The 24374-nt window shown below is 44.7% G+C and carries 17 protein-coding genes; 8 read left to right on the top strand and 9 right to left on the bottom strand.

What is annotated here, in order from left to right:
- The first annotated feature begins 93 nt into the window (after window positions 1-93).
- On the top strand, window positions 94-1197 hold the full coding sequence (locus H9L11_RS13140) for a phosphoribosylaminoimidazolesuccinocarboxamide synthase (protein WP_085569567.1): 1104 nt from the start codon (window positions 94-96) through the stop codon (window positions 1195-1197).
- A gap of 78 nt (window positions 1198-1275) precedes the next feature.
- On the opposite strand, the gene H9L11_RS13135 is transcribed toward H9L11_RS13140, so the two are convergent.
- The 3 genes from H9L11_RS13135 to H9L11_RS13125 all read right to left on the bottom strand — a co-directional run bounded on the left by H9L11_RS13135 (window position 1276) and on the right by H9L11_RS13125 (window position 6299).
- Window positions 1276-2949, bottom strand: a complete 1674-nt coding sequence (locus H9L11_RS13135; RefSeq protein ID WP_138939964.1) for an alkaline phosphatase D family protein — start codon at window positions 2947-2949, stop codon at window positions 1276-1278.
- A 329-nt stretch (window positions 2950-3278) separates the two neighbouring features.
- Window positions 3279-3656 carry a hypothetical protein gene (locus H9L11_RS13130; RefSeq protein WP_005388859.1) on the bottom strand — a complete coding sequence of 126 codons (378 nt, stop codon included), beginning with the start codon at window positions 3654-3656 and terminating at the stop codon, window positions 3279-3281.
- Between the two features lie 288 nt (window positions 3657-3944).
- Window positions 3945-6299 carry a helicase-related protein gene (locus H9L11_RS13125; RefSeq protein ID WP_205391104.1) on the bottom strand — a complete coding sequence of 785 codons (2355 nt, stop codon included), beginning with the start codon at window positions 6297-6299 and terminating at the stop codon, window positions 3945-3947.
- A gap of 213 nt (window positions 6300-6512) precedes the next feature.
- Here H9L11_RS13125 and H9L11_RS13120 point away from each other — a divergent pair, with 213 nt between their 5' ends.
- The 3 genes from H9L11_RS13120 to H9L11_RS13110 all read left to right on the top strand — a co-directional run bounded on the left by H9L11_RS13120 (window position 6513) and on the right by H9L11_RS13110 (window position 10680).
- On the top strand, window positions 6513-8201 hold the full coding sequence (locus tag H9L11_RS13120; protein WP_005377977.1) for an NAD-dependent malic enzyme: 1689 nt from the start codon (window positions 6513-6515) through the stop codon (window positions 8199-8201).
- A gap of 154 nt (window positions 8202-8355) precedes the next feature.
- A complete protein-coding gene (locus H9L11_RS13115; RefSeq protein ID WP_205390822.1) occupies window positions 8356-9090 on the top strand; it encodes an ElyC/SanA/YdcF family protein in 735 nt (244 codons plus the stop codon).
- 219 nt (window positions 9091-9309) lie between these two features.
- Entirely contained in the window at window positions 9310-10680 is a 1371-nt protein-coding gene (locus tag H9L11_RS13110; protein ID WP_130546003.1) for a DASS family sodium-coupled anion symporter, read from the top strand.
- A gap of 143 nt (window positions 10681-10823) precedes the next feature.
- Here H9L11_RS13110 and H9L11_RS13105 read toward each other — a convergent pair whose 3' ends face one another.
- Complete coding sequence (locus H9L11_RS13105) at window positions 10824-12161, bottom strand: GGDEF domain-containing protein (RefSeq protein ID WP_205390821.1); 1338 nt, start codon at window positions 12159-12161, stop codon at window positions 10824-10826.
- Between the two features lie 336 nt (window positions 12162-12497).
- Here H9L11_RS13105 and H9L11_RS13100 point away from each other — a divergent pair, with 336 nt between their 5' ends.
- Window positions 12498-13322 carry a DUF2797 domain-containing protein gene (locus H9L11_RS13100; protein ID WP_005377984.1) on the top strand — a complete coding sequence of 275 codons (825 nt, stop codon included), beginning with the start codon at window positions 12498-12500 and terminating at the stop codon, window positions 13320-13322.
- Window positions 13323-13412: 90 nt separating this feature from the next.
- Here H9L11_RS13100 and H9L11_RS13095 read toward each other — a convergent pair whose 3' ends face one another.
- The gene (locus H9L11_RS13095) at window positions 13413-14648 is read right to left on the bottom strand and encodes a cysteine desulfurase-like protein (RefSeq protein ID WP_005377986.1); all 1236 of its coding nucleotides are present in this window, start codon (window positions 14646-14648) and stop codon (window positions 13413-13415) included.
- A complete protein-coding gene (locus H9L11_RS13090) occupies window positions 14632-15288 on the bottom strand; it encodes a 2OG-Fe dioxygenase family protein (RefSeq protein ID WP_005377989.1) in 657 nt (218 codons plus the stop codon). Before H9L11_RS13090 ends, H9L11_RS13095 begins: the two co-directional genes overlap by 17 nt.
- Before the next feature lie 359 nt (window positions 15289-15647).
- On the opposite strand from H9L11_RS13090, the gene trxB reads away from it, so the two are divergent.
- The 3 genes from trxB (at window position 15648) to cydC (ending at window position 20212) form a co-directional block, all read left to right on the top strand.
- A complete protein-coding gene (gene trxB, locus H9L11_RS13085; protein ID WP_005377991.1) occupies window positions 15648-16607 on the top strand; it encodes a thioredoxin-disulfide reductase in 960 nt (319 codons plus the stop codon).
- A gap of 103 nt (window positions 16608-16710) precedes the next feature.
- Window positions 16711-18498 carry a cysteine/glutathione ABC transporter permease/ATP-binding protein CydD gene (gene cydD, locus H9L11_RS13080; RefSeq protein ID WP_205390820.1) on the top strand — a complete coding sequence of 596 codons (1788 nt, stop codon included), beginning with the start codon at window positions 16711-16713 and terminating at the stop codon, window positions 18496-18498.
- Window positions 18491-20212, top strand: coding sequence for a cysteine/glutathione ABC transporter ATP-binding protein/permease CydC (cydC, locus tag H9L11_RS13075; protein WP_205390819.1), 1722 nt, complete (start codon window positions 18491-18493; stop codon window positions 20210-20212). The genes cydD and cydC overlap by 8 nt, the downstream gene beginning before the upstream one ends.
- 97 nt (window positions 20213-20309) lie before the next feature.
- Here cydC and H9L11_RS13070 read toward each other — a convergent pair whose 3' ends face one another.
- From H9L11_RS13070 to H9L11_RS13060, 3 genes are all read right to left on the bottom strand, one after another.
- Window positions 20310-21641, bottom strand: a complete 1332-nt coding sequence (locus H9L11_RS13070) for a D-serine ammonia-lyase (protein ID WP_205390818.1) — start codon at window positions 21639-21641, stop codon at window positions 20310-20312.
- 83 nt (window positions 21642-21724) lie between these two features.
- Window positions 21725-22819: a 3-phosphoserine/phosphohydroxythreonine transaminase gene (serC, locus tag H9L11_RS13065; RefSeq protein WP_064353824.1), complete on the bottom strand. Its 1095-nt coding sequence runs from the start codon at window positions 22817-22819 to the stop codon at window positions 21725-21727.
- Between the two features lie 137 nt (window positions 22820-22956).
- Complete coding sequence (locus tag H9L11_RS13060) at window positions 22957-24225, bottom strand: DUF945 family protein (protein WP_064368075.1); 1269 nt, start codon at window positions 24223-24225, stop codon at window positions 22957-22959.
- Window positions 24226-24374: the final 149 nt, after the last annotated feature.

Below are 24374 nucleotides of genomic sequence, written 5' to 3'. Positions count from 1 at the left end.
TGGTATGATGCCCACATTCGATTTATTCAGCGCCCACATTTTGCTGAATATCTTCTCTTTCTGACGTTTGATTAAGATGATAGGAATGTCGCAATGAGCCTTGCTAATCAAGTACTTGCCGTCAATGACGACCTGCCAATTCGCACCCATAAACCCGTTCATAGTGGAAAAGTTCGTTCAGTTTACTGGTTAACTGAAGAAGACAGCGCCCGACTGATCAAAGAAAAAGGATACGATGTCGCTCCAGATGCGCCTTTGGCTATCATGGTGATTAGCGACCGAATCTCTGCATTCGATTGTATTTGGCATGCTGAAGGTGGTCTTAATGGTGTCCCGGGTAAAGGGGCTGCGCTTAATGCGATTTCTAATCACTGGTTCAAACTGTTCAAAGAAAATGGCTTAGCAGATAGCCATATTCTAGACATTCCTCACCCTTTTGTTTGGATTGTACAAAAAGCCAAACCGGTAAAAATCGAAGCCATCTGCCGCAAATACATCACGGGTTCGATGTGGCGCGCTTACGCAAATGGCGAGCGCGAGTTTTGTGGAATCCAACTTCCTGAAGGGTTAGGAAAAGACAAAGCACTGCCAGAGTTGCTAATGACCCCATCCACAAAAGGCATTCTAAAAGGCATTCCCGGTGTGCCAGAAGCGGATGACGTAAATATTACTCGTCAAAACATCGTAGACAACTACGAAGCATTTAACTTCTCAAGCGCTGACGATATCGCACTCTACGAAAAATTGCTGAAAGAAGGCTTTAACGTTATCAGCCAAGCGTTAGAAGAAATCGACCAAATCTTTGTCGATACCAAATTCGAATTTGGTTATGTTCATGATGCTGCTGGCAATGAAAAGCTGATTTACATGGATGAAGTGGGTACACCAGACTCGTCTCGTATATGGGATGCTAAAGAGTACCAAGCAGGTCACATCGTAGAGAACTCAAAAGAAGGTTTCCGCCAGTTCCTACTTAACCACTTCCCTGACCCAGATATCTTGCTAAACAAAGAACGTATGCCAGAGCGTGAAGCACTCGCTCGTGATAATGCTTTACCCGTCGAATCTTTGATGGCGATTTCGAGCACCTACATTGGTATTGCCGAGAAGATTACAGGCAAGCCGATTCATTTGAGTGAGAATCCGAAAGCGGAAATCATCGAAGTTCTGAGCAAAGAATACGGATTGATTGACTAGCACTGTCGCTAGATTGCTAAACGCTTTCCAATAAAAAGTCCGCACTAGCTTGCGGACTTTTTTCATATTAGGTTCAGTTTAGCTGATGTTTAACGTAGTGCCATCTGTTGTAAAGGCTGACTTAGTCGTCACCTGATATGTTTTGTCTTTAATCGTTGATACGAAATACCAGGTCGACTCTGCCTTGTCGGGCGTAAAAGTAACGCGCATAAAGCCACGCTGTTTGATGTCTGCCCACTGTAATTCTGACACTAAGTGCGGCAGCGTGTATTCCATTTGAGCGATCGCGACAGGGTCTAACGCGAGGTAGGCCTCTAACCCAGGGGAACTCACCGAGCTAGTCGCAAACTCTACCCCGATAGGATGCTTAGATATGTCTTTAAGCTCACTTGCCCATGCGTTGTGCGTATCTCCTGCCAAACAGACAAAGTTACCACTGCTGGCTTTGGCCAGTTGATAAACGCTCTCTCGCTCAACGTAGTAACCATCCCATGCATCTAGGTTATATGGCAAAGCAATGGTATCTAAACTTGGGTCAGAGAGATAACCCGTAATCGCAGAGTTTACCGCTAATAACGCCTCTGTTTTTTGTTCTTCAGTGGCAGTAAACAATTGAAACATCGCGGTCATAACCGAACTTGGCAACTCCATACGAGACATTAACACTTGTTGCCCTAGCACATTCCAAGTTGCGTCGTGCGTACTGAACACATCCATCAGCCAAGCGAGTTGGTCAGCGCCTAACAGCTCTCGGTCTTGACTGCGCGACTGAGCAACTAAACCGCCAATAGCTTCCATCGTTGGTGAGCTGAGCGAGAAATAATCCAACGGTTTATCACGCCCCACAAGTCGCGTGTCGAGCATCATCAAATTGACTAAACTTCCAAACGAAAACTGACGGTAAATCAGCATGTTTGAGAAAGTGTTTTCACGAACGGGCAACCATTCTGTCCACGCGGCAGCCGCAGCTGCACGACGATCATTAAAACTGCCTTCCTCTTCTTGATGGTTTTCCGCACCATTTTTCCAAGTATCATTTGCAAGCTCATGGTCATCCCAGACAGCAATCATTGGTAGGCTCGCATGTAACGCTTGCAGATCAGCATCTTGGCGATATTGCGCATACCGTTTTCGGTAATCATCTAAGGTAATGCATTCAGTGCCTTTGCTTGGCTCTCGCCCTAGTGCCTCAGCATCTTCATTAGCGTAGCCACCAGCACCATACTCATATATGTAATCACCGAGATGAAGCACCACATCAAACGGGTCTTGCTCATGTTGATTTAAAATCTCTCGGTACACATGGAAATAGCCAGCAGGATAGTTTGCACAAGAAACAACCGCCATGGATGCCTTTTCTACACCATCTTCTGGTAATGTTTGAGTTTGCCCGACTTCGCTAGTGACATCACCAACCATGAATCGATAGTAGTAACGAGAATTTGCGTTGAGATTTTGAACATCGACTTTTACCGTGAAATCTCGGCTCGTGTCTGTGGCAAAAGTGCCACTTTGCACGATATCAGTAAAATTTTCGTTAGATGAAACTTGCCAGCTTACATCTGCGTAGCTCGCTGAGGTTGTAACACGAGTCCAAATGATTACTTGTGTTTGAGTAGGATCTCCACTCGCCACTCCGTGCTCAAAGGTAACCGCAACAGATTCACTAGCATCGCTACCACAGCCCACCAGCCCGGTAACAATCGCCGTTGAAGAGGCAGCTTTCATAAAGTCTCGACGAGACAAAGACATATTGACTTCCTTTCTTATTGTGTTTGTTTTTATGCCCAAATGACGTGGTGACTCAATCATCCTTGTGTGCCAATAAGGGACGTTAATTCGAACTTACAGTACCAACCACTTAGTCGGTAATTTGTCCTAAAAACACAAAGTTAGAAGCTAGTTATGACAATTGCATTTCCAAACGTTACATTTTTGTTAATTTAAGTGCAAATACTCTATATTCATCACACTTCCAAGACCTGTGACAAAAACCTCAAAATAAAAAAGCGACCTACTTTGAGGTCGCTTTTCATTGCACTATTGTTAAGTGGTACATCGATGAAGTGGAAATGCTCAGCCTAAAACTTGATGTTAAGGACATCTTGTTCTGACGTATCCACCTTCAACTGACTGCGAGATTCTATGTACTCGATTTGCTGAACATCGAGCGAATATGGCATAACGACTCGCAATTCATTGATCCCTTCATGTTTAGCTAGCTGGGTTAAGCGGACCAAATTGGATTCATCACTTTTACGAGAAGACATCGATTTTAATGCGGCATCCCACAACCGATCTTCAGGCTTGCGCAATTCCGCAATGTTCTGTTTCCACATCAAACCGAAAATAGGCGCGATGGTGGCAAATGCCTCTAAAAAGGTCCATTTTTTACTACCTGTCGCTCCTAAAAAGCTAGTGTAGTCGAATTCAATGCACGTCTTTCCTTGTTGATCCATTCTATGCCCCCGACACTCGAAAATGAGATATACCAAATATCGTTCAACTGTTTTGATATAGCAATGGGATATAAAACATTCGTCTTTTATGCCCTAATTTACATACAAAAGGAAATATTAAAACCAGCTTTGTAACAACTGATGTACAGCTTCGCCATATATAAGCATTCAATTGATTAATATTTCAATTAAGAAACTAAAAACAACACGCAAGTAACGCTATCAATATGAAATTATTATAGATTCACCAAGAAAATATCAATTCTTGTCACAACGTCATCCGCCGACCTACTTTACATCAATCACTCGACTGGCCTTTTTATACTGTATCTTCCAACCCGCCCAACGTGGCAGCTCCCAACGCTTCGGGTCTCCCTTACGGTTTCCCTCTCGATAAACGACCTGTACCAGCTTGCGAGACGCGTAATACTCGACATCTAGTTGGAGTTCTGGCAGCAAAAGTTCTAAAGGGTACTGCTCCGTGAAATCGTCGTATTCCCATTCTGGAACACCGTTAAATGTTAAGTCTTCTGGTTCAAACAACGCCATATCATCGATGTTTTCAACGCCTAATGTTTCCAACTGATCCTTTAACCAGCTAGAAAATGTCAAGGAGGCCAAGTCGTTAACCTCTTCTCCTTCGACATTAAGGCCCAATGCGTTGTAGAGTTTCCAGTGTTGGATTTGCTGTTTTCTTTGAGAAGCAAAACCTGGTAACAGTGTCTCGTCTTCTATCATTTCGACAATAGAATGAACAGCAACATCACCTTTTAACGCTTGATGTTCAGTACAGATTGTTCGCCCGGCGTAGACCAAGTGCATTGTTGCTCTTGGCGTATCTTCTTCATAATTCGTCTCACCTTGTTGCCACTCCCCAAATTCAAGTTCGCGTAATAATGTCAGCGGGATAGGCATCATAACCGATGCGAGGTTCAGTGTTTGCTTAACGCCTCGTCCTGGCACGCTATGGCTGTCTAGCACGATTGCCGCTTCTTCTTTGTCAGGAAAGCGGCTGTTACGCCCAACCAGCATCTCGACTACGCCATTTCCTAGAGCATCCCTTCGACGAGCTCGTCGGACAAACACAAGCTCAGGGTGCAATGAGGCGATGGAGAAAAAGAGCGCTTGACGTTTATATCGAGAGGCAACGTCAAGTTCCGGTAATTCAAATACTTCTCGCATTTGTTTCGCTAAACCTTGTGCCTCTTCGAGTGCGCTGGCATCAATGACAATGCCCGGAAGTCGCTCCCCCCGAACCAAACGGATCAACAAAGAGGCATCACATCCGTATGGCTCCTCTTGAGATAGAAGCTCAGCAACTTCACCACTTTGTCGCTGATAGAGCTGCGCAGGCACAGATAAGGCGGCAGCCAAATCAATCATTGCTTCCTTCTCTGGCTTCGCTTGAATTCTGGTAACGAGATCGGCAAACAGTGCATCAATGGGTAGTGGATATACTTTTCTCCCGTGCTGCGTGACATTGCCATCCTCATCAATCGCTTCCATGGATAACAACGTCGAATGAGATGCCTCTAGCGACTTTTCTGGAATTGAGTCGAGAAAATCGAGTGTTGAGAGACGGTACCCACAACAAGCCGCTGCCAGCATGGGCTCGACGAGCTCTTCTCTGTGTAATTCTGGAGGTGTCACCAACTCTAAAGGCGCGTGCTCACCATATAGACGAATACAAGCCCCTTCGGTAACGCGACCTGCTCGCCCCATTCGCTGCGCGGCACTGGCCTTAGAAATGTTGGTTAATGTCAGTGCTGTACGTCCATTTCGTTGTACAGTTCTGCGCTCTAAACCACTATCGATTACCACACGGATATTAGGAATGGTCAGAGAGGTTTCCGCGACGTTGGTTGCCAATACGACTTTCCGTTGCTTTTGTACCGTCAACGCACGATGTCGTTCTTCATCACTGACCGAGGCATGAAGTTTAACCACCATGACATCACTGCTGCTTTGTAGCATCTGCGCGCATTGGGTGATCTCTTTGCGTCCTGGGAGAAAAACAAGAATATCGCCATCTTCATCTTCCAGTGCTTCTTTTACCGCTCCGACAACCTCCTGTTCACATCCCTTTTTGTTCGGTAAATAGCGGCTGTCTGTAGAACGATGTGTCACCGTGACTGGAAAGCAACGTCCCTCCGAACTCAGGCGCTTAGCATTCAGGTAACGAGCAAGCTTTTCGCCTTCTAAGGTAGCGGAAGTGACGATCAATCGATGTTGATTTTCTTGCTTCAAAATGGCGGTTAATAGATCAATATCCCAGCGTCGCTCGTGAAATTCGTCCACTATCACGACATCAAAGTCTGCTAGCTTGTTTTCCGAAAACCAACGCAGTGCAACCCCCGGAGTCACAAATACAACTTCGGTTTTTTCATCAAAGTAGGCATGAAGCTTGATCGCGTAACCGACTTTGCGACCCATTGGCTCTCCTGATTGCTCCGCAAGAAATTCAGCCAGCGAGGTACAAGCAATTCGACGTGGTTCAATAACCAGAACGCGTCCGTGTTTTGCCGCCCACATGGGCAAGCGGGTAGATTTACCCGACCCGGTTTCGGCTTCCACCACAAGATGGTTAAGGCTTACATGATGGTCAAACTCGGCTTGCAGGCTGTCGATAGGTAGTTGAAACATAGAAATTGGATTTGATTTGATGATGCAAAACATTATACCCAAGTAAAAAAATCCTGCTTTAGGTATCTCTAAACAACCAATATTGCCGATATTTTCGTCGGTATCTGAATTTTTTTGCGACATTACATTGATGTGCATCAACGCATGTTTACAACTAAATAGTGAACCCGTTAAAATTTGGTGCGCATCCTTCAACCCTACATAAGGCACCCAATGAACAACGATAAACGCCCACTATATATTCCATATGCGGGTCCGGCTCTTTTAGCAACCCCTCTTTTGAACAAAGGCAGTGCATTCTCTGCTGAAGAACGTAGTTCATTCAACTTAGAAGGTCTGCTTCCAGAGTCGACCGAAACTATCCAAGAGCAGGTGGAACGTGCCTACCAGCAATACAAAAGTTTCGAAAGCGATATGGATAAGCACATTTATCTGCGTAATATCCAAGACACCAACGAAACATTGTATTACCGCCTAGTGCAAAATCACATTTCTGAGATGATGCCTATCATCTACACACCGACTGTTGGCGCAGCATGTGAAAACTTCTCTAACATTTATCGTCGTGGTCGTGGTCTGTTCATTTCATACCCGAACCGTGACCGTATTGACGACTTGCTGAACAACGCAGCAAACCACAACGTTAAAGTGATTGTTGTGACAGATGGCGAACGTATCCTTGGCTTGGGTGACCAAGGTATCGGCGGCATGGGTATTCCTATCGGTAAACTGTCACTATATACCGCGTGTGGTGGTATCAGCCCTGCTTACACGCTACCAATCGTGCTTGATGTGGGTACCAATAACCCGCAACGCTTAGCTGATCCGATGTACATGGGTTGGCGTCATCCTCGTATTACGGGTGCAGAATACGATGCATTTGTAGAAGAGTTTATCCAAGCGGTACAGCGCCGTTGGCCTGATGCTTTGATCCAGTTCGAAGACTTTGCTCAGAAAAATGCGATGCCTCTTCTTGAGCGTTACAAAGACCGCGTGTGTTGCTTCAATGATGATATTCAGGGTACTGCTGCTGTTACTGTTGGCTCTCTACTTGCAGCTTGTAAAGCAGCAGGAACCCAGCTTTCTAAACAACGTATTACCTTCCTAGGCGCAGGGTCTGCTGGTTGTGGTATCGCAGAAGCGATCATCGCACAAATGGTATCGGAAGGAATTTCTGACGAGCAAGCTCGCTCACAAGTTTACATGGTTGACCGTTGGGGTCTGTTACAAGAAGGCATGCCTAACCTTCTTGATTTCCAACAACGCTTGGTGCAAAAGCATACCAATACGAAAGAGTGGGAAAATGAAGGAAATGGCTTCTCACTACTCGATGTTATGCGTAACGCCAAGCCAACGGTACTAATTGGTGTTTCTGGTGCGCCTGGCCTATTTAGCCAAGAAGTCATCGAAGAAATGCATAAACACTGTAAGCGTCCGATTGTCTTCCCACTGTCGAACCCAACAAGCCGCGTGGAAGCGACACCGAACGACATCATTCGTTGGACAAATGGTGAAGCACTGGTTGCAACAGGTAGCCCATTTGAGCCAGTGGTTCATGAAGGTCGCACTTACCCTATTGCACAATGTAACAACAGCTACATCTTCCCAGGCATTGGCCTTGGTGTACTTGCTGTCAATGCAAAACGTGTCACTGACGAGATGCTAATGGAATCAAGCCGCGCGCTCGCAACATGTTCTCCTCTAGCAATCAACGGTCGTGGGGCTCTACTTCCACCACTAGAAGAGATCCACTTAGTATCGAAAAAAATCGCATTTGCCGTTGGTAAAAAGGCAATTGAACAAGGTGTCGCATTAGAAATTACTGATGAAGCATTGAACGTGGCGATTGAACAGTCGTTCTGGCAACCTGTTTACCGCCGTTACAAACGCACTGCGTTCTAAGCTTGAGACAATTCGTTTAATAATTAGCCCCTACCATGTAGGGGCTTTTATTTTTTTATCATCCTAACCAGATTTTGGCATAAATGGGCTTCTCTCTTTTTGTTTCTATCAGATATGATGAGAACTACATTTTTAGTTAAGGATATAAAACGTTTTGTTGTTTTCTCGCATAAGATCAAAGTGGAAGCTGAAATTTTCCTGGAAGCGATTTGCTTTGATTTTGTCGATCTCTGCACTTAGTCTGCTTGTTTCTGTTATTGCCATCGACCGGTGGGTGGTTTTACAAGCCAAAGAGAGCATTTTCACTGAATACGAGCAAATCCCTCAACATGAGGTTGCCGTAGTTCTTGGTACCAGTAAATACATCGGAAAGATCCTCAACACTTACTACACTCATCGCATTAATGCGGCGATTGAGCTTTACAACCAAGGCAAAGTAAAACAGTTTTTATTGAGTGGTGATAACGCCCACCGTTCATACAACGAACCGTGGACAATGAAACGCGACTTACTTAAAGCAGGCGTGCCTGAAGAAGTGATTCACCTTGATTATGCTGGCTTTCGTACCTTAGATTCGATTGTACGAGCGAAAAAAATTTTTGCTTCGGAGCGATTTCTGATTGTGACTCAGCGCTTTCACTGTGAACGCGCACTGTTCATCGCTGATGCTTACAGCATTGATGCCCAGTGTCTCGCGGTAGCAGGGCCGACGGCCAACAAGCAAAAAACATCGATGCGTGTTCGAGAACTGCTAGCCCGTGTGAAAGCGTTTTTAGACCTGTACATTATCAATACGCAGCCTAAGTTCCTTGGCCCTCAAGAACCTATCGTTGCAGTAAAAGAGCCAAATAAAGCAGATAACGAGCCTCTTCAAGTCCCCGTCGAATAGAGGAATAACGTGGCTCACAAGCCTAGTAACATTTCTATAAAACAAATGGGTAGTTTTCTACCCATTTCCAATTCTCAACATCACACTTTCTAATTTGCTCTACGATTCAGGCAAAACTCTTTTTCGCATTCAAAGTAACATTTCATCAATAAATAACTACAAGTCAGTTACTTTGCCATAAAAAAACCGACAAAAGGCAATGCAAAAGGAGCACTACCCATGACCGCACTCGCTGTGACATTGAAGAATTGGTTCTTCACTCGCAACAGCATGATTTTGAACGCGAATATCCTATTGTTCATTATCTTGTTTAATACCTTACCCTTTGAACCACAAGTAGTAACCGGCCTGAGCATCTTAGTTTTTGTTGCTATTTTGTGGCTAACCGAAGCGATTCACGTCAGCATTACTGCGCTGCTCATACCACTACTTGCGGTATTTTTGGGTGTGTTCAACACTCAAGCCGCACTGAATAACTTTTCCAACTCCATCATTTTTCTATTTTTGGGTGGTTTTGCACTAGCTGCGGCTCTACATAAACAAAAGCTAGATCAAGCTATTGCAGATAAAGTACTATTGCTGGCAAGAGGAAAAATGTCTGTCGCTGTATTCATGCTATTTGGTGTGAGTGCTGGCCTGTCAATGTGGATTTCAAACACCGCCACCGCCGCGATGATGTTACCGCTTGTGCTGGGTGTGATGACAAAGCTAGACGCCAAGAAAAACCACAACACCTTTTTGTTTGTTCTACTCGGTATCGCTTACAGTGCTTCAATTGGTGGTATTGCAACACTGGTTGGTAGCCCACCAAACGCAATTGCAGCAGCTGAAGTTGGCCTTAGCTTCACTGAATGGATGAAGTTTGGTGTACCTATTTCCCTAGTATTAATGCCAATCGCTATCCTCGTATTGTACACGATGACTAAGCCTGACCTTAGCCACAAGTTTGACCTTGACCATCAACCAGTCGAATGGACAAACGGCAAAATGATTACGTTGGCGATTTTCTTACTGACCGTGACGTTGTGGATATTCAGTAAGCCTATTAACGCTATGCTGGGTGGCTTCGCGAAGTTCGATACTCTTGTAGCTATTGGCGCCATCCTTCTACTTGGTGCTTCTCGCGCCGTCGAGTGGAAAGATATCGAGAAAACAACCGACTGGGGTGTGTTAATCCTATTTGGTGGTGGTATCTGTTTGAGTAACGTCCTAAAAACAACCGGAACAAGCGTATTTTTGGCTCATAGCTTGTCAGGCTTCCTTGAGCAAGCTGGTATTCTCTTAACGATTCTTGCAGTGGTTGCTTTTGTTGTCTTCTTAACTGAGTTTGCGAGTAACACCGCCAGTGCTGCACTACTTGTCCCTGTATTTGCGACCATTGCAGAAGCCTTAGGCATGTCTCCGGTTATTCTTTCTGCACTGATTGCCGTCGCTGCATCTTGTGCATTTATGTTACCAGTTGCAACACCTCCAAACGCGATTGTGTTCGGTACGGGTCATATCAAGCAAAAAGAAATGATGCGAATTGGTTTCGTATTAAACATTGCCTGTATTGCTGCACTAACGCTTTTCGCTTGGTTGTTCTGGTAAAAATAGCAAGTTCGATTAGCATTACACTGCTGCTCACGGTAATCGTATCGATAACCCAAACTTCCCCCCCTAAGTGGTGTTCAGCAGTTTCCCTCTTGGTGGCCAGTTGGCCACCTTTTTTCTTTCCTTTTAGTGAACCACTATCAGGCTTGCTTCTTTTCGCAAGCAAGTAAACCATAATGAGCTTCCACTCGGTTGCGACCATTGCGCTTCGCCTGATACAACACTTCGTCAGCTCTCGCCATGGTTTCTGAGACGCGTTCATTCTGCATTTGGGCAACGCCAATACTGCAAGTTAATGATTCACCGTGCACCCACAAATGATCCTCCACATTTTTGCGAATCATTTCTGCCTTCTCTAACGCTTGTTCAATATTGGTATCAGGGCAAAATACGACAAACTCTTCGCCGCCCCAACGAACGAGTCGATCGTCTGAGTAAATAGAAGTCGCTACCACCATGACAAATTCGCGCAATATGTCATCCCCCATTTGGTGCCCAAATTTGTCGTTCACCTTTTTAAACTTATCCAAGTCCAAATAGAGAATACTGAAGGTGTTATGCCCCCAGCGAACCTGACGAGATTGTTGTTCCAGCCAGTGTTGCACAGCATATCGGTTCATCGTGCCCGTCAAAGCATCTCGATGCGCTAACTCTGCAAACTCATAGTTTTGAGCTCGCAAAGTATCATTCACCTTTTCCAAATGACGGTGACGCTTTTGCGCTTTTTCATAAGCCACTCTATTTTTTCGTAACTCATGCAGTGAAAAAGCCAGTCCAAGCGCCATCCAAGAGAGTAATAATGCATACAACAATGTTTCTTGCGCAAGGTAAGCGCCTTCAAACTCAATTTTATCAATCACAATTCTATGTTTACCAAGTGCCGCACCAGACCCAGTTGCAATATCAATACGTGTGATGTTTGAAAATTCAGGTGCAGAGTGCTCAATCGCGACTCCGTTATCTGCTAACCACCAGGTCATCACCTGAAGATTTTTAATCGGAATTTCGACAATATCGATCGAACCCGACGGAGAAAACTGCATGCCATTATATTTAATGGTGTACTCGTCGTCCGGCTTGGAATACTCAGAATTATAATTGCGAAGATACAAACGTAGGTCGTGGCTAGGGTTAGCCCCTATTCCTGCCTCTTCATATCGCACCTTCAATCGAATCGTATGGTAGTTGGAAAGGTCAATACCCTGTGTTGGCGTTGCTGAATCGGTATAAACCGAGATTCCGCAGTAAGGCCAAGCATACGAGCTCTGCTTTAGTTCACAGCTAAGAACTAGGCTTTGCCGATCGTATGTGATATCAGCCTCACTCACACCTCCTTCACTGGCATCTTTAGTTGCATAGATATTGAAATGCTCAGGTGTAATGGTCAGCTTTCGCGTATCGCCAAGCACACTATAAAGGGCAACCAAACTGATAGTGCAAATAGAAAGAGCAAAGATAAAGTTATGGATCCACTTCATGGGCAAGTGACCTGCTGAGATTATATGCAATACGTGAGGTTCAATAATTTCAAAAAATGAAATCAAGGTGATTTATCAAGAAATAAAATCACTTTCTCATTCAATTCTTAGTTTCGACACATAGTAACGGATTTTGAACCGTTATCACGTTTTAAAATTTCTAAAAAGTGCAGCTCAACTTCTATTTGCGAAGCATTTCACAGCCATAATTTTTAGAAAATAAAACACGATGCATAATAATTTAGTGCAAGACATTTACTTTAAAGCTCCTGTCAACCCTGCATCTCTTCTCCACTTCAGTATATACTGTGCAAAAACACAATAATGAGTAATGTCATGTCATTAATTGCAACTGGCACGCTAAACAAAATGCGTGCTTCTCTGGACGGTGCCGTCAACTACCGTCTTCCTGTCGGTGAGGAAGAAATCGACTTAACTCCGTTTCTGGGTAAAACGCTCACACTGACTCACACTGGCAATATTTTTTGTTGCTCATGTGGAAAGAAAACGAAAAAGAGTTATTCGCAAGGCCACTGTTTTGTATGCATGAAAAAGCTAGCAAGCTGCGACATGTGTATCATGAAGCCAGAGACCTGCCACTACGATCAAGGGACTTGTCGCGAACCACAATGGGGTGAAGAGAATTGCATGGTGGATCACTTTGTCTACCTGTCCAACACATCCAGCTTAAAAGTTGGTATTACTCGTCATACTCAAATCCCGACTCGTTGGATTGACCAAGGCGCGACTCAGGGCTTGCCAATTTTTAAAGTAAAAACTCGCCATATCTCCGGTTTAATTGAAGTTGAACTGGCGAAACATATCGCAGACAAGACCAATTGGCGCACACTGCTTAAAGGTGACGGTGAACCTATGGCATTGCAGGACCGTTTTGCTGAGCTATTGCCTTTAGTCGAAGAGAAAATTGCCGAGATAAAACAGCAATTCGGCGAAGATGCCATTGAAGTATTAAACGAAAGCATTACCGACCTTAGCTACCCGGTACAACAGCACCCAACGAAGATCACTTCGCATAACTTCGATAAAAACCCGGTTGTTACTGGCACTTTGCAAGGCATTAAAGGTCAATACCTCATCTTTGATACTGGCGTTATTAATGTAAGAAAATTCACTTCCTATGAAGTTGAAGTTAGTGAGTAATCGCTTGTAAAACGCGTTGATTCAAATAAAAACGAAAAAAGCTCGAGTTTGACTCGAGCTTTTGTTTTTCTATTAGGAAGAAATCGTTAGTTATGCGTCAAGGATGCTTTCTAGCACATCGAATAACATATCGACTTCTTCTATTGTATTGTAATGCATACAACCAATTCGCACTACACCACCCGATTCTTCTAAACCAAGTTGACGAACTAAGCCCAACGCATAAAAGTGACCATTCCATACACAAATGTTATGTTCACCCAGTGTTTTCGCGATGAACTCTGGAGAATATCGGTCAAACGTTAGCGCAAAAGTTGGCGTGCGGAGTTGGCTATCTTCCTTTGCGATACCGAATAGATTGACACCATCTAATGCATTCAAACGCTGTAAGAAACGCTCACTCAAGCGCTGCTCATGTTGTTCATACAGTTGGTAGCTTTGCTCCAACCGTTGGCGAAGAGGTAAACCGACTTCACCAAATTGAGCCAGATACTCAACCGCAGAAACGACACCAGCAAGACCTTCAAAACTTTGCGTTCCTGTTTCAAATCGACCAGGGCCTATATTAGTGGCAGGCTCGACTTTGTAAGGGCGAATACTGTGGAGCCACTGATCGGCTATGTAAGCAATACCAACGTGCGGTCCGAAAAACTTGTAAGCTGAGCAAGCTAAAAAGTCACAACCTAACGCTTGAACATCAACCAAATGATGAGGCGCATAATGGACGGCATCCACATAAACTTGTGCCCCAACATTGTGCGCCATGCTGACTACTTGCTGTACATCCACAATAGAACCCGTCGTGTTCGATGCATAAGTCACAGCGACAAGGCGCGTTTTATCAGAAAGAAGGCGGCTTAAATGCTCCATATCCAGCGTACAATCTTCTTCGTTGATACGAACTTGATGAACCGTAACGCCTTTATCTTCTGCCGCTTGCTGCCAGCTGGATACATTTGAATAGTGATCCAAAGCGGAAACAATGATCTCATCTCCTGCTTGCCAATCTCGACTAATCGCGCGACTAAGCTGAAAGGTTAGTGAGGTCATATTGGCACCGAAGACAATATTGCCAGATGAAGGGGCATTAAGTAGCGCCTGAGCCGACTCACGCGCATTTTGCATTACGTCAACGGTCACTTGGCTAGAAAAATAATGCCCGCCTAAGTTAGCGTTGAAACGACCTAAATACCCAACCATGCTGTCTAGTACTGGTTGAGGCACTTGTGAGCCACCTGGACCATCAAAAAACGTCACGGGCTTGTCGTTGTGGTATTGAGCCAACGCCGGAAATTGCTCTCTGATCTGATTAAGATTGAAGTTCATTACGCTTATCCGTAGCAGTGAGTACAAATACATCCATATGGCCCGCTTCGTCATCAATAACAGAGCGGATTGGGCACGCGTTATGCCACAGCTTGCTATCAGCCAAGATTGCGACCTCTCCGGTTTCTAGCACTTTACGGAAAAATGGGGCTTGGTTATGGCTGCTGTACAGCATGATGTCGCCACCGATGATGTTATGGCGTCCCACACCAACCATTGCAATGTGATCAAAACCGTCTTGGTGCACACCTTCAGGTGCTACTTGGGTTTCTTCTTCCAGTGCCCTGATACGGATTTGGTGAATTTCTATTTCTTGACCGTTTGGCAGATGATTCGCATTGACAAACAATTCACACATTTCTCGAAATCCATCGCTGGTAAGAATATCCTTCTCAATTGGCTCGAATTGTCTTACAACATCACCTTGAAATCGGTTGATATCAGAGGATTGAACAAAGCTATTTTTATTTAAGTCGATGACTTTGCCGTTATCAAAACCAACCACAGAATAACGTCGTAGTCGATACTGACCATCTGCATGTTCGGTACGAGGCAGTTCTTCAAACGATGGGGAAAGCTGCTCAATTGCTGCCATGCTGAGCTGTGTTAAATGTAGAGTATTCTCACGTGAATGTAACATCATTTGCTCCTTTAATGAGGCACATTAATTAACATTTAATTTACACACTAGGTTACGCAAATATTCTGCAATTACCAGCTTTTAACGTTGATAGCTTCAACAAAACGACGAAAACAACATAACAAACCAAACCAAACCACAAAAACAGAGCCATGTTTCAGTTTTACGCTTTGACAATATTTGAAACTAGACTTCTCTACTACGAATAGAATTTTATGCTAGAAGTCAACGTTCTCAATCAATATTTAGTGGGTTCTAATCTATAACCAATTATTCGATCACAATCGTTGTTTATGCTTTTAAAGCACTAAGAATTTCCATACAATCGAGGGAAATGTTACGCCCTTTTTGGAGCCATAATGAGCGACGTAAAACACTGTAAATTATTAATTCTTGGTTCTGGTCCTGCAGGATACACAGCTGCCGTCTACGCAGCGCGTGCAAACTTAAACCCTGTGCTTGTGACGGGAATGCAACAAGGTGGTCAGCTAACCACCACAACTGAAGTTGAAAACTGGCCAGGCGATGCTGAGGGACTGACAGGTCCAGCATTGATGGATCGCATGAAAGAACACGCCGAGCGTTTCGAAACTGAAATCGTATTTGATCACATCAATGAAGTAGAGCTATCACAACGCCCATTTCGTTTAAAAGGCGACTCAGGTGAGTACACTTGTGATGCCTTAATCATATCTACCGGCGCATCAGCAAAATACCTTGGCCTTGAGTCTGAAGAAGCATTTAAAGGTCGCGGCGTTTCTGCTTGTGCAACCTGTGACGGTTTCTTCTACCGTAATCAGAAAGTTGCAGTTGTGGGCGGTGGTAACACGGCTGTTGAAGAAGCGCTATACCTATCTAACATTGCGTCAGAAGTTCACCTGATCCACCGCCGCGATTCATTCCGCGCAGAGAAGATCCTTGTGAAACGTCTGATGGATAAAGTTGAAAGCGGTAATATCGTTCTTCATACCGATCGCACTCTCGATGAAGTACTGGGTGACGATATGGGCGTAACGGGCGTCCGCATTAAAGACGTGAACAGCGGTGCGACAGAAGATATCGATGTAATGGGTGCATTCATCGCAATTGGCCACCAGCCAAACACACAAATCTTTGAAGGCCAAGTAGACATGAAAGATGGCTACATCATCGTTCAATCAGGTCTTGAAGGCAACGCAACACAAACTAGTATCGAAGGTGTATTTGCAGCTGGCGACGTAATGGACCACAACTACCGTCAAGCGATCACCTCTGCAGGTACAGGTTGTATGGCTGCATTAGATGCTGAACGTTTCTTAGACTCACTTGGTGACAAATAACTTTTCACATTTGTGTCATATCCTTAAAGCCCAGCGGTATTCCCGCTGGGTTTTCTTTTGTATACTACCGCCTCATTAAAACAATTATCATTAAGCCTTCACGATGGATAAGAAAAAGCAAAGCAGCTTGAATAAGTGGCTGAAGCAACAAAGTAAGTTAGCCAAGCGCTGGCTTATGATTGCGATAGGCCTAGGCGTACTTTCAAGCGTGTTTTTATTGGCTCAAGCAGCCCTGCTCGCCTCCATTCTACACCAGTTAATCATTGACCAAGTCGACAAAGCCGACCTCATTTGGCATTTTGTTGGGCTCGGTGGCACGGTTATCGGTCGAGCTGCTTGTACCTGGGGTCGAGAGCTTGCCGGTTACCGTTGCGGGGAGCAAATTCGAGTTTATATTCGCCAACTCATTTTAGATAAAGTTCATAAACTTGGGCCAGCTTACATCAAAGGCAAACCTGCTGGCAGTTGGGCAACGCTCATCTTAGAGCAGGTAGAAGATATGCAAGATTTCTTCTCACGCTACTTGCCTCAAATGTCATTATCGGTACTAGTGCCTTTCATCATTTTGGTTGTCGTATTCCCAGTAAACTGGGCAGCAGGCTTGATCTTCCTAGTCACTGCACCACTAGTGCCTATTTTCATGGCACTGGTTGGGATGAAAGCCGCAGAAGCAAACCGTAAAAACTTTAAAGCAATGCAGCGTTTGTCGGGTCACTTTTATGACCGCTTGCAAGCAATGACGACCATTCGCTTATTCGATAGAACAAAATCTGAAACTGAAACTCTTAATGGTGCTTCGGAAGTCTTTCGTACTCGTACCATGGACGTTCTGAAAATCGCGTTTCTGTCTTCTGCGGTGTTAGAGTTTTTCACTTCTATTTCTATCGCAATTACCGCTGTCTACTTTGGCTTTAGTTATATCGGGGAGCTGGACTTCGGCTACTACGGCGCAGGTGTTACGCTCTTTGCTGGTTTGTTCATTCTGATTCTTGCTCCAGAGTTTTATCAGCCATTACGTGATTTGGGCACGTTCTATCATGCGAAACAGCAAGCGGTTGGCGCAGCAGAAAGCATTGTCGAGTTTCTGGACTTGGAAGTCGATCAAATCAAAGATGGTACCCAAGCGTTAGATAAAAACAGCCCTATCCATATTGAAGCGGACCAGTTAACCATTTTTAGTCTGGAAGGTAAGCAGCTCGCAGGTCCCCTATCCTTCTCTCTTGAAGCCAACAAAAGTACAGCGTTGGTTGGACCAAGTGGCGCAGGTAAAACAAGTTTGGTAAACACAATCCTCGGTTTCATGCCTTATCAAGGTAGCTTAAAAATTAATGGCTGCGAATTGTCGCAAGTGGATCTAGCCACATGGCGAGAGGCAGTAAGCTGGATTGGTCAAAACCCGATGCTATTACACGGTAGCATTCGAGATAACATCACACTAGGTAAGCAAAATATTCAGGATGCAGACGTACATTCTGTGTTGAATGACTCTCACGCTGCTGAATTTGTTGAAATGCATGGGTTGGATTATCCGATATCTGATCGTTCTGGTGGTTTATCTGTCGGCCAAGCGCAGCGTTTAGCACTGGCTCGCGCCATGCTACAAAATGGTCGTTTTTGGTTATTAGATGAACCAACCGCAAGCTTAGATGCTCGCAGTGAAAAACTCGTGATGGAAGGCATTAACAAGTATGCGCATGCCACAACGAATTTGATGATTACTCACCAACTTGCGCCTTTACAAAACGTATCGCAAATTCTTGTTATGCAGGACGGCCAGATTGTTCAACGTGGTGATTACGCCACACTGTCGACAGAAGATGGCTTATTTAAAGACATGTTGGAAGCGAACCTCGCACAACGTGAAACAGACAAGGGGAACTTAGATGCGTGATTTACTCCCTTATCTAAAACTCTATAAAAAACACTGGTTTGGTCTTTCGCTAGGTATGCTACTGGCATTTCTGACCTTAGCGGCGTCTATTGGCTTATTAACGCTATCAGGTTGGTTTATTTCAGCCGCAGCGGTGGCAGGCTTGACGGTTGCTCGTGAGACCTTCAACTACATGTTACCAGGTGCCGGGGTACGCGGCGCTGCAATGGCTCGAACCGCAGGTCGATGGGGAGAACGTGTCGTTAGCCACAATGCAACGTTCAAGCTGCTTACCGATCTACGTATCTTCTTCTTTAAGAAACTTGCACCACTGATTCCGGGTCGTGTTTCTACGATGCGTGATGCCGATCTGCTCAACCGCCTAGTAGCGGACGTAGATGCGATGGATCACGTTTACCTTCGACTTATCAGCCCTGTCGTGATTGGTGTTTTTGGCATATTGAGTTTAACGGCTGTCCTGGCGTTCTTTGATTGGCATCTCGCCCTACTGCTTGGCTCGATTCTTACCGTCATGTTGTTTGTATGGCCAGTACTGTTCTATAAACTGGGTAAAAACAATGGCGAGAATCTCACTCATCATAAAGCGCAATTGCGAGTGGCGACACTGGACTGGCTTCAAGGCTACAGTGAACTGAGTATCTTTGGAGCAGAAGAACGTTATCGTAATCTCATTCTAGAGAAGCAGAAGCAGTTGCTGTCTAACCAATTTGTGAACGCGAATTTAACGGGCATGGCTTCAGGACTGCTTATGCTGGTGAACGGCATTACACTGGTTGTGATGCTTTGGTTTGCTGCAGACGGCGTAGGTGGTCGTGCTCCTGATCCTTGGATTGCGCTGTTTGCGTTTGCAACCATGGCGAGCTTTGAGATTCTGATGCCTATCGCGAGCGCATTCCAGTACCTGGGTCAAACGTTGACTTCTGCTCGTCGTTTAAATGAAGTAATTTTGGCTGAACCTGACGTTGTCTTCCCTGAGCAATCGAAACATAAAGGCACAACGTTAGACATTGAATTCGACAACATTGACTTCACTTACCCTGACGGTCAGCAAAAGGTGCTGAAAGACTTGTCACTCTCACTACCGTTGGGCACTAAAACTGCAATTGTAGGTCAAACAGGTTCAGGTAAATCAACACTGATTCAGCTTCTTTGCCGCTACTGGGATGTTAACCAAGGTGAAGTTCGAATCGGTGGTACAAAACTGCAAGATTGGAGCGAGTCGGACCTGCGAGCAGCAATGACTGTGGTCAGTCAACGCGTAGATGTACTAAACGGGACACTACGTGACAACTTACTCATGGCCGCTCCGGATGCAAGTGATGAGCAACTGTCTACTATTTTACGAAAAGTCGAGCTTGGCGGACTTCTTGAAGAGCCAGGTTTAGACGCTTGGTTAGGCGACGGCGGTCGTCAGTTATCTGGTGGTGAGAAACGCCGAATCGGTATTGCTCGAGCATTGCTACGTGATGCCCCAATCCTACTCTTAGATGAGCCGACTGAAGGCCTCGATAAGCGTACGGAACAAAAAGTGATGGCGCTTTTCAATGAACACTTTGCTAATAAGACAGTAGTATTCATTACACACCGACTGATAGAGTTAGAAAGTATGGATAGCATCTGTTTGATGGAACAAGGTGAGATCATCGAACAAGGCGACCATCCAACGCTACTCGCTCAAAAAGGTCGTTACTACCAGCTATTACAATCTCTATAATTCGATTTTCAGTGACGAAAAGGGCTCATCAAACGATGAGCCCTTTTGTTATTCCTGTATTATTAGTTACCTAATTAAGCACGTATACAGTGCTGATTTACCGACCAGATTTTTTGAGATAAGCCGCCATTTCATCTTCCGGAACCATGCCCCCACCTGTTGCCCAAACAAGATGTGTTGCGTTTTTGAGTTTTTCTTCGTCAAATTTCATTCGAGACTGATAAGCATGGTTATTCGAGACGTGCACTGCCCCAATCATACCGGCTAATGCAGAAGGCTCTAGATTAATACCTTCCAGTTCACTTAACTCACCCAAGTGGTGATACATACGAGCGTCATCAATGGTGTAAAAACCATCAAGTAGCCTTTCCATCGCTCTTCCGACAAATCCCGAGGCACGACCTACTGCCAAACCATCAGCGGCGGTAATGTTATCGATACCCAAATCTTGCACCGAAATATCGTCATGCAAGCCTGTATGTACGCCCAACAGCATGCACGGTGAGTGCGTTGGCTCTGCGAAAATACAGTGGACATGCTCGCCAAATGCTACCTTCAAGCCAAATGCTACCCCACCAGGTCCACCGCCAACACCACAAGGAAGATAAACAAACAATGGATGATGCTCATCAACCACGATTCCCAAGTCATCAAATTGCTGCTTAAGACGCTCACCCGCAACAGAGTAACCTAGAAACAGCGTCCGTGAGTTTTCATCATCGATAAAGAAACAGTTGGGATCTTTTTCTGCCTCTTTACGACCTTGCTCGACAGCAATACCATAATCTTCTTGGTGCTCTACGACATTAACACCATGTGACCGGAGCTTATTTTTCTTCCATTCCCGCGCATCCGCAGACATGTGGACTGAAACTGAAAAACCCAGCTTCGCACTCATGATGCCGATGGACATACCAAGATTGCCGGTTGAGCCAACCGCAATACTGTACTGCTTAAAAAACTGCCGAAACTCATTGCTGAACAATTTGCTGTAATCATCGCTTTCACAGAGCAAGCCGGCTTCAAACGCCAACTTTTCTGCATGAGTGAGCACTTCATAAATACCACCTCTCGCTTTGATCGAACCAGAAATTGGCAAATGACTGTCTTTTTTGAGCATTAAATGGCCCAATATTGGTGTGTCGTATTGCTGCTCCAAACGCACTTTCATATTGGGAATATCCACCACTGCGGACTCAATAACGCCACGCGACGTTTCCGTTTCGGGAAACGCCTTCATCAAATAAGGCGCAAATCTTGTTAGCCGTTCACTCGCCGCTTGAATATCTTTTTCATCTAACCCGACATGAGGTAAGCCTTCCTCCAAGGAACTGATATGGGGGTTGAACCAACAAACCTCTTCAAGATCAATAAGTGCTGCCAAGAGTGGGAACTGCTTAGTCAGCGCTTCAATATTTGCCTTGGTCATTTTACCTTCCTGGAATGATGTGAGTTGAGATAAACAAAAGCGCCGCAATAGCGACGCTTTGGAGAACAACTATCAGTTTGAGCTTACGCGTAGTTTTTCTCAAACTCTTGCATGAAGTCTACTAACGCTTGAACACCTTCTAGCGGCATTGCGTTATAAATGGATGCTCGCATACCACCAACTGCTCGATGACCTTTTAGCGCTTTCAGCCCTTTAGAGTCTGCTAGCTCAAGGAAGGTTGCATCTAGTTCAGGCTTAGCAAGTTGAAATGGCACGTTCATCAAAGAACGGTTTGCTGAGTGCACGCCATTACGGTAGAAATCAGACTGATCGATGTAATCATACAGTAGCGCGGCTTTAGCGCGGTTCACTTGCTCAATCGCTTTTACTCCACCCTGTGCCTTCAGCCACTTGAAAACAAGACCAGACAGGTACCATGCAAAGGTTGGTGGCGTGTTGAACATTGATTCTTTTTCTGCCAAAACAGTGTAATCCAAGATACTTGGTAGTACCTGCTTCGCCATACCTAATAAATCATCGCGCACGATAGCAATAGCAATGCCGGAAGGACCAATATTTTTCTGAGCGCCCGCGTAAATCACACCGTATTTAGACACATCGATTTCACGAGAAAGAATTGTCGAAGACATGTCAGCAACAATCGGTTTGTCGGTGATAGGAAGATCGTTAATCTCAATACCATCAATGGTCTCATTTGGACAGAAGTGAACGTAAGCCGCTTCTGGAGCAATTTTCCATTCACTTGCAGGTAGAACCGCGACTTTCCCGTTGATTTCTGTTTTTGCATCAAACACGTCTGGTTCGCAGTATTTTTTCGCTTCAGCTACCGCGCTTCCAGCCCAATAACCACCATCGATGTAAGTTGCCGTATCGGCATCACCAAGTAAGTTTAGAGGAACAGCAGCAAACTGAGCACGAGCACCACCTTGGCAGAACAGCACTTTATAGTTGTCCGGAATATTCAGAAGATCACGTAAATCCTGCTCGGCTTCTTCTGCAACTTTGATGAACTCTTTGCTTCGGTGGCTGATTTCCATGACCGAAGTGCCAAGACCTTGCCAATCGATTAGTTCCTTTTGTGCTTGCTGCATAACTGCTTTAGGCAGACCTGCTGGCCCTGCACTGAAGTTAAATACGTTGTCCGTATTTTGTTCCATGATGCTCATTGCTCCTGCTATGTAAATATTAAGAAATTAATATCACGTTTTCGCAGTGATAAAAACAAGAAAAGAGGTCTTACGACCTCTTTTTAAAGACTAAGCGTTGAATTGGAACAAATTCGCAACAACACGAATTACTGTTGTTGCATCAAAGCAGGCATAAGTAGAGCCACCAATGGGAACTCATGCCCATTTTCGAACTTCAATTTGCCTTCACCAATTTCTGCTTTTAATTGATAACCGCCCTCTACTTTTTCGATCAACTCCATAATAAGGAGCTCATCAATCCCTTCTTGAATAAATGGGTAATGCGTTACTAATTCATCAGAGAAGTAAGTGCTAAGTTCACCAGTAGTGGCCGTCACCAACTTCATTGGATCTTGAGTAATATGCTCAGTACCTTCAGGGATGGATAGTTGCCACTCGTTGTGGAACTTGCCGTCACCGAACGCGAGTGAAAGCTCGTTCACGGATAAATCAAAACCTTTGCTAAACAGCGTATCGACATGCGGCAATAAATTCGCAATTTCCTGCTCATCTAGCATAGGAGAGCCTTGATAGATAGACATAATTTGATCAAAAGACTGGCTATCCACATCTGCAATTGAGAAATCCAACTTAAAGTTATCGACATCCGTCCCATCAGTTAAACGTAGTTTCTTAGCATCTAGGTTTAATTGACTGTTCAGCTTATCACCAGACTCACTCATCGTAGTGTTACCACGGTAGCTCGCATTTTCAATCAAAAAGACAGGCGTCAAGTTCGCATCAACCACATCTAGCTTCTCTAGAGAGAAAGATTGCTCGCCTAACCAGTAGCCTTTTGCTTGCTTTCCTTTACCTTGCCCTGTCAATGCATTCAGATGAAGCTCTTCACCGTTTTCAAAATCCACTTGAACAGAAGGAACAGAAACTTGGTAATTGAGATCACCCAATACCGTCACATCACCTGTTACTTTTGCAGGGCTTGTAGAAACAGAAACACCTTGCGCTTCGTTACGATAATGCCAACTGTCTAGGTCGAGGATAAATGCTGTATTGCCATTTAGTTGAGTCTGGCTATGCATCGTGAGAGGCAAAAAGTCATTGTCCACCAATTTTGAATCAGCTGTTAGGCTTGTTAGACCGTGGCTAACATCACTGGTTACGTCAAACGTCGTTGGCATACCATCACGCTCTAGCTGAGTTTTAAGCTCAGGATCAACAACTGAATAACGAGTCAGCACGACTGAAGACAAGTAGCCACGCTGATACTCGACCACTTCACCTTTAATCATTTCATCATTCATATTGGTAATACCATCTTCAATGATGGACTGACCAATTTGTCCGACAGCCAATGGCCAACACAGTGCTAATGAGATAGCACCACCAATGGCGCCGATTTTTTTAAGATTTTGCATAACGTCACTTATTAGATATTTTCGGTCAGTCTACCCCAAACCACCTGCGGAGAAAACATTGAGACAAATCAGACTATTGATGCTTATTCTAGTCCATTAATCAGGAATCATACTTGGCTCCCACTCATCATGTCCTTTTATTGTTAAAG

This window comes from Vibrio sp. sp1 (genome assembly GCF_016920955.1).
Lineage (GTDB): Bacteria > Pseudomonadota > Gammaproteobacteria > Enterobacterales > Vibrionaceae > Vibrio > Vibrio alginolyticus.
This window is presented reverse-complemented; position numbering and strand designations above follow the sequence as displayed.

Coding starts and splice junctions, on each gene's coding strand:
- H9L11_RS13100 (WP_005377984.1), top strand. CDS start 12,498: ATGTCATTAATTGCAACTGGCACGCTAAACAAAATGCGTGCTTCTCTG.
- H9L11_RS13070 (WP_205390818.1), bottom strand. CDS start 21,641: ATGACCAAGGCAAATATTGAAGCGCTGACTAAGCAGTTCCCACTCTTG.
- H9L11_RS13110 (WP_130546003.1), top strand. CDS start 9,310: ATGACCGCACTCGCTGTGACATTGAAGAATTGGTTCTTCACTCGCAAC.
- H9L11_RS13130 (WP_005388859.1), bottom strand. CDS start 3,656: ATGGATCAACAAGGAAAGACGTGCATTGAATTCGACTACACTAGCTTT.
- H9L11_RS13090 (WP_005377989.1), bottom strand. CDS start 15,288: ATGTTACATTCACGTGAGAATACTCTACATTTAACACAGCTCAGCATG.
- H9L11_RS13120 (WP_005377977.1), top strand. CDS start 6,513: ATGAACAACGATAAACGCCCACTATATATTCCATATGCGGGTCCGGCT.
- cydC (WP_205390819.1), top strand. CDS start 18,491: ATGCGTGATTTACTCCCTTATCTAAAACTCTATAAAAAACACTGGTTT.
- H9L11_RS13060 (WP_064368075.1), bottom strand. CDS start 24,225: ATGCAAAATCTTAAAAAAATCGGCGCCATTGGTGGTGCTATCTCATTA.
- trxB (WP_005377991.1), top strand. CDS start 15,648: ATGAGCGACGTAAAACACTGTAAATTATTAATTCTTGGTTCTGGTCCT.
- H9L11_RS13105 (WP_205390821.1), bottom strand. CDS start 12,161: ATGAAGTGGATCCATAACTTTATCTTTGCTCTTTCTATTTGCACTATC.
- H9L11_RS13135 (WP_138939964.1), bottom strand. CDS start 2,949: ATGTCTTTGTCTCGTCGAGACTTTATGAAAGCTGCCTCTTCAACGGCG.
- H9L11_RS13140 (WP_085569567.1), top strand. CDS start 94: ATGAGCCTTGCTAATCAAGTACTTGCCGTCAATGACGACCTGCCAATT.
- cydD (WP_205390820.1), top strand. CDS start 16,711: ATGGATAAGAAAAAGCAAAGCAGCTTGAATAAGTGGCTGAAGCAACAA.
- serC (WP_064353824.1), bottom strand. CDS start 22,819: ATGGAACAAAATACGGACAACGTATTTAACTTCAGTGCAGGGCCAGCA.
- H9L11_RS13125 (WP_205391104.1), bottom strand. CDS start 6,299: ATGTTTCAACTACCTATCGACAGCCTGCAAGCCGAGTTTGACCATCAT.
- H9L11_RS13095 (WP_005377986.1), bottom strand. CDS start 14,648: ATGAACTTCAATCTTAATCAGATCAGAGAGCAATTTCCGGCGTTGGCT.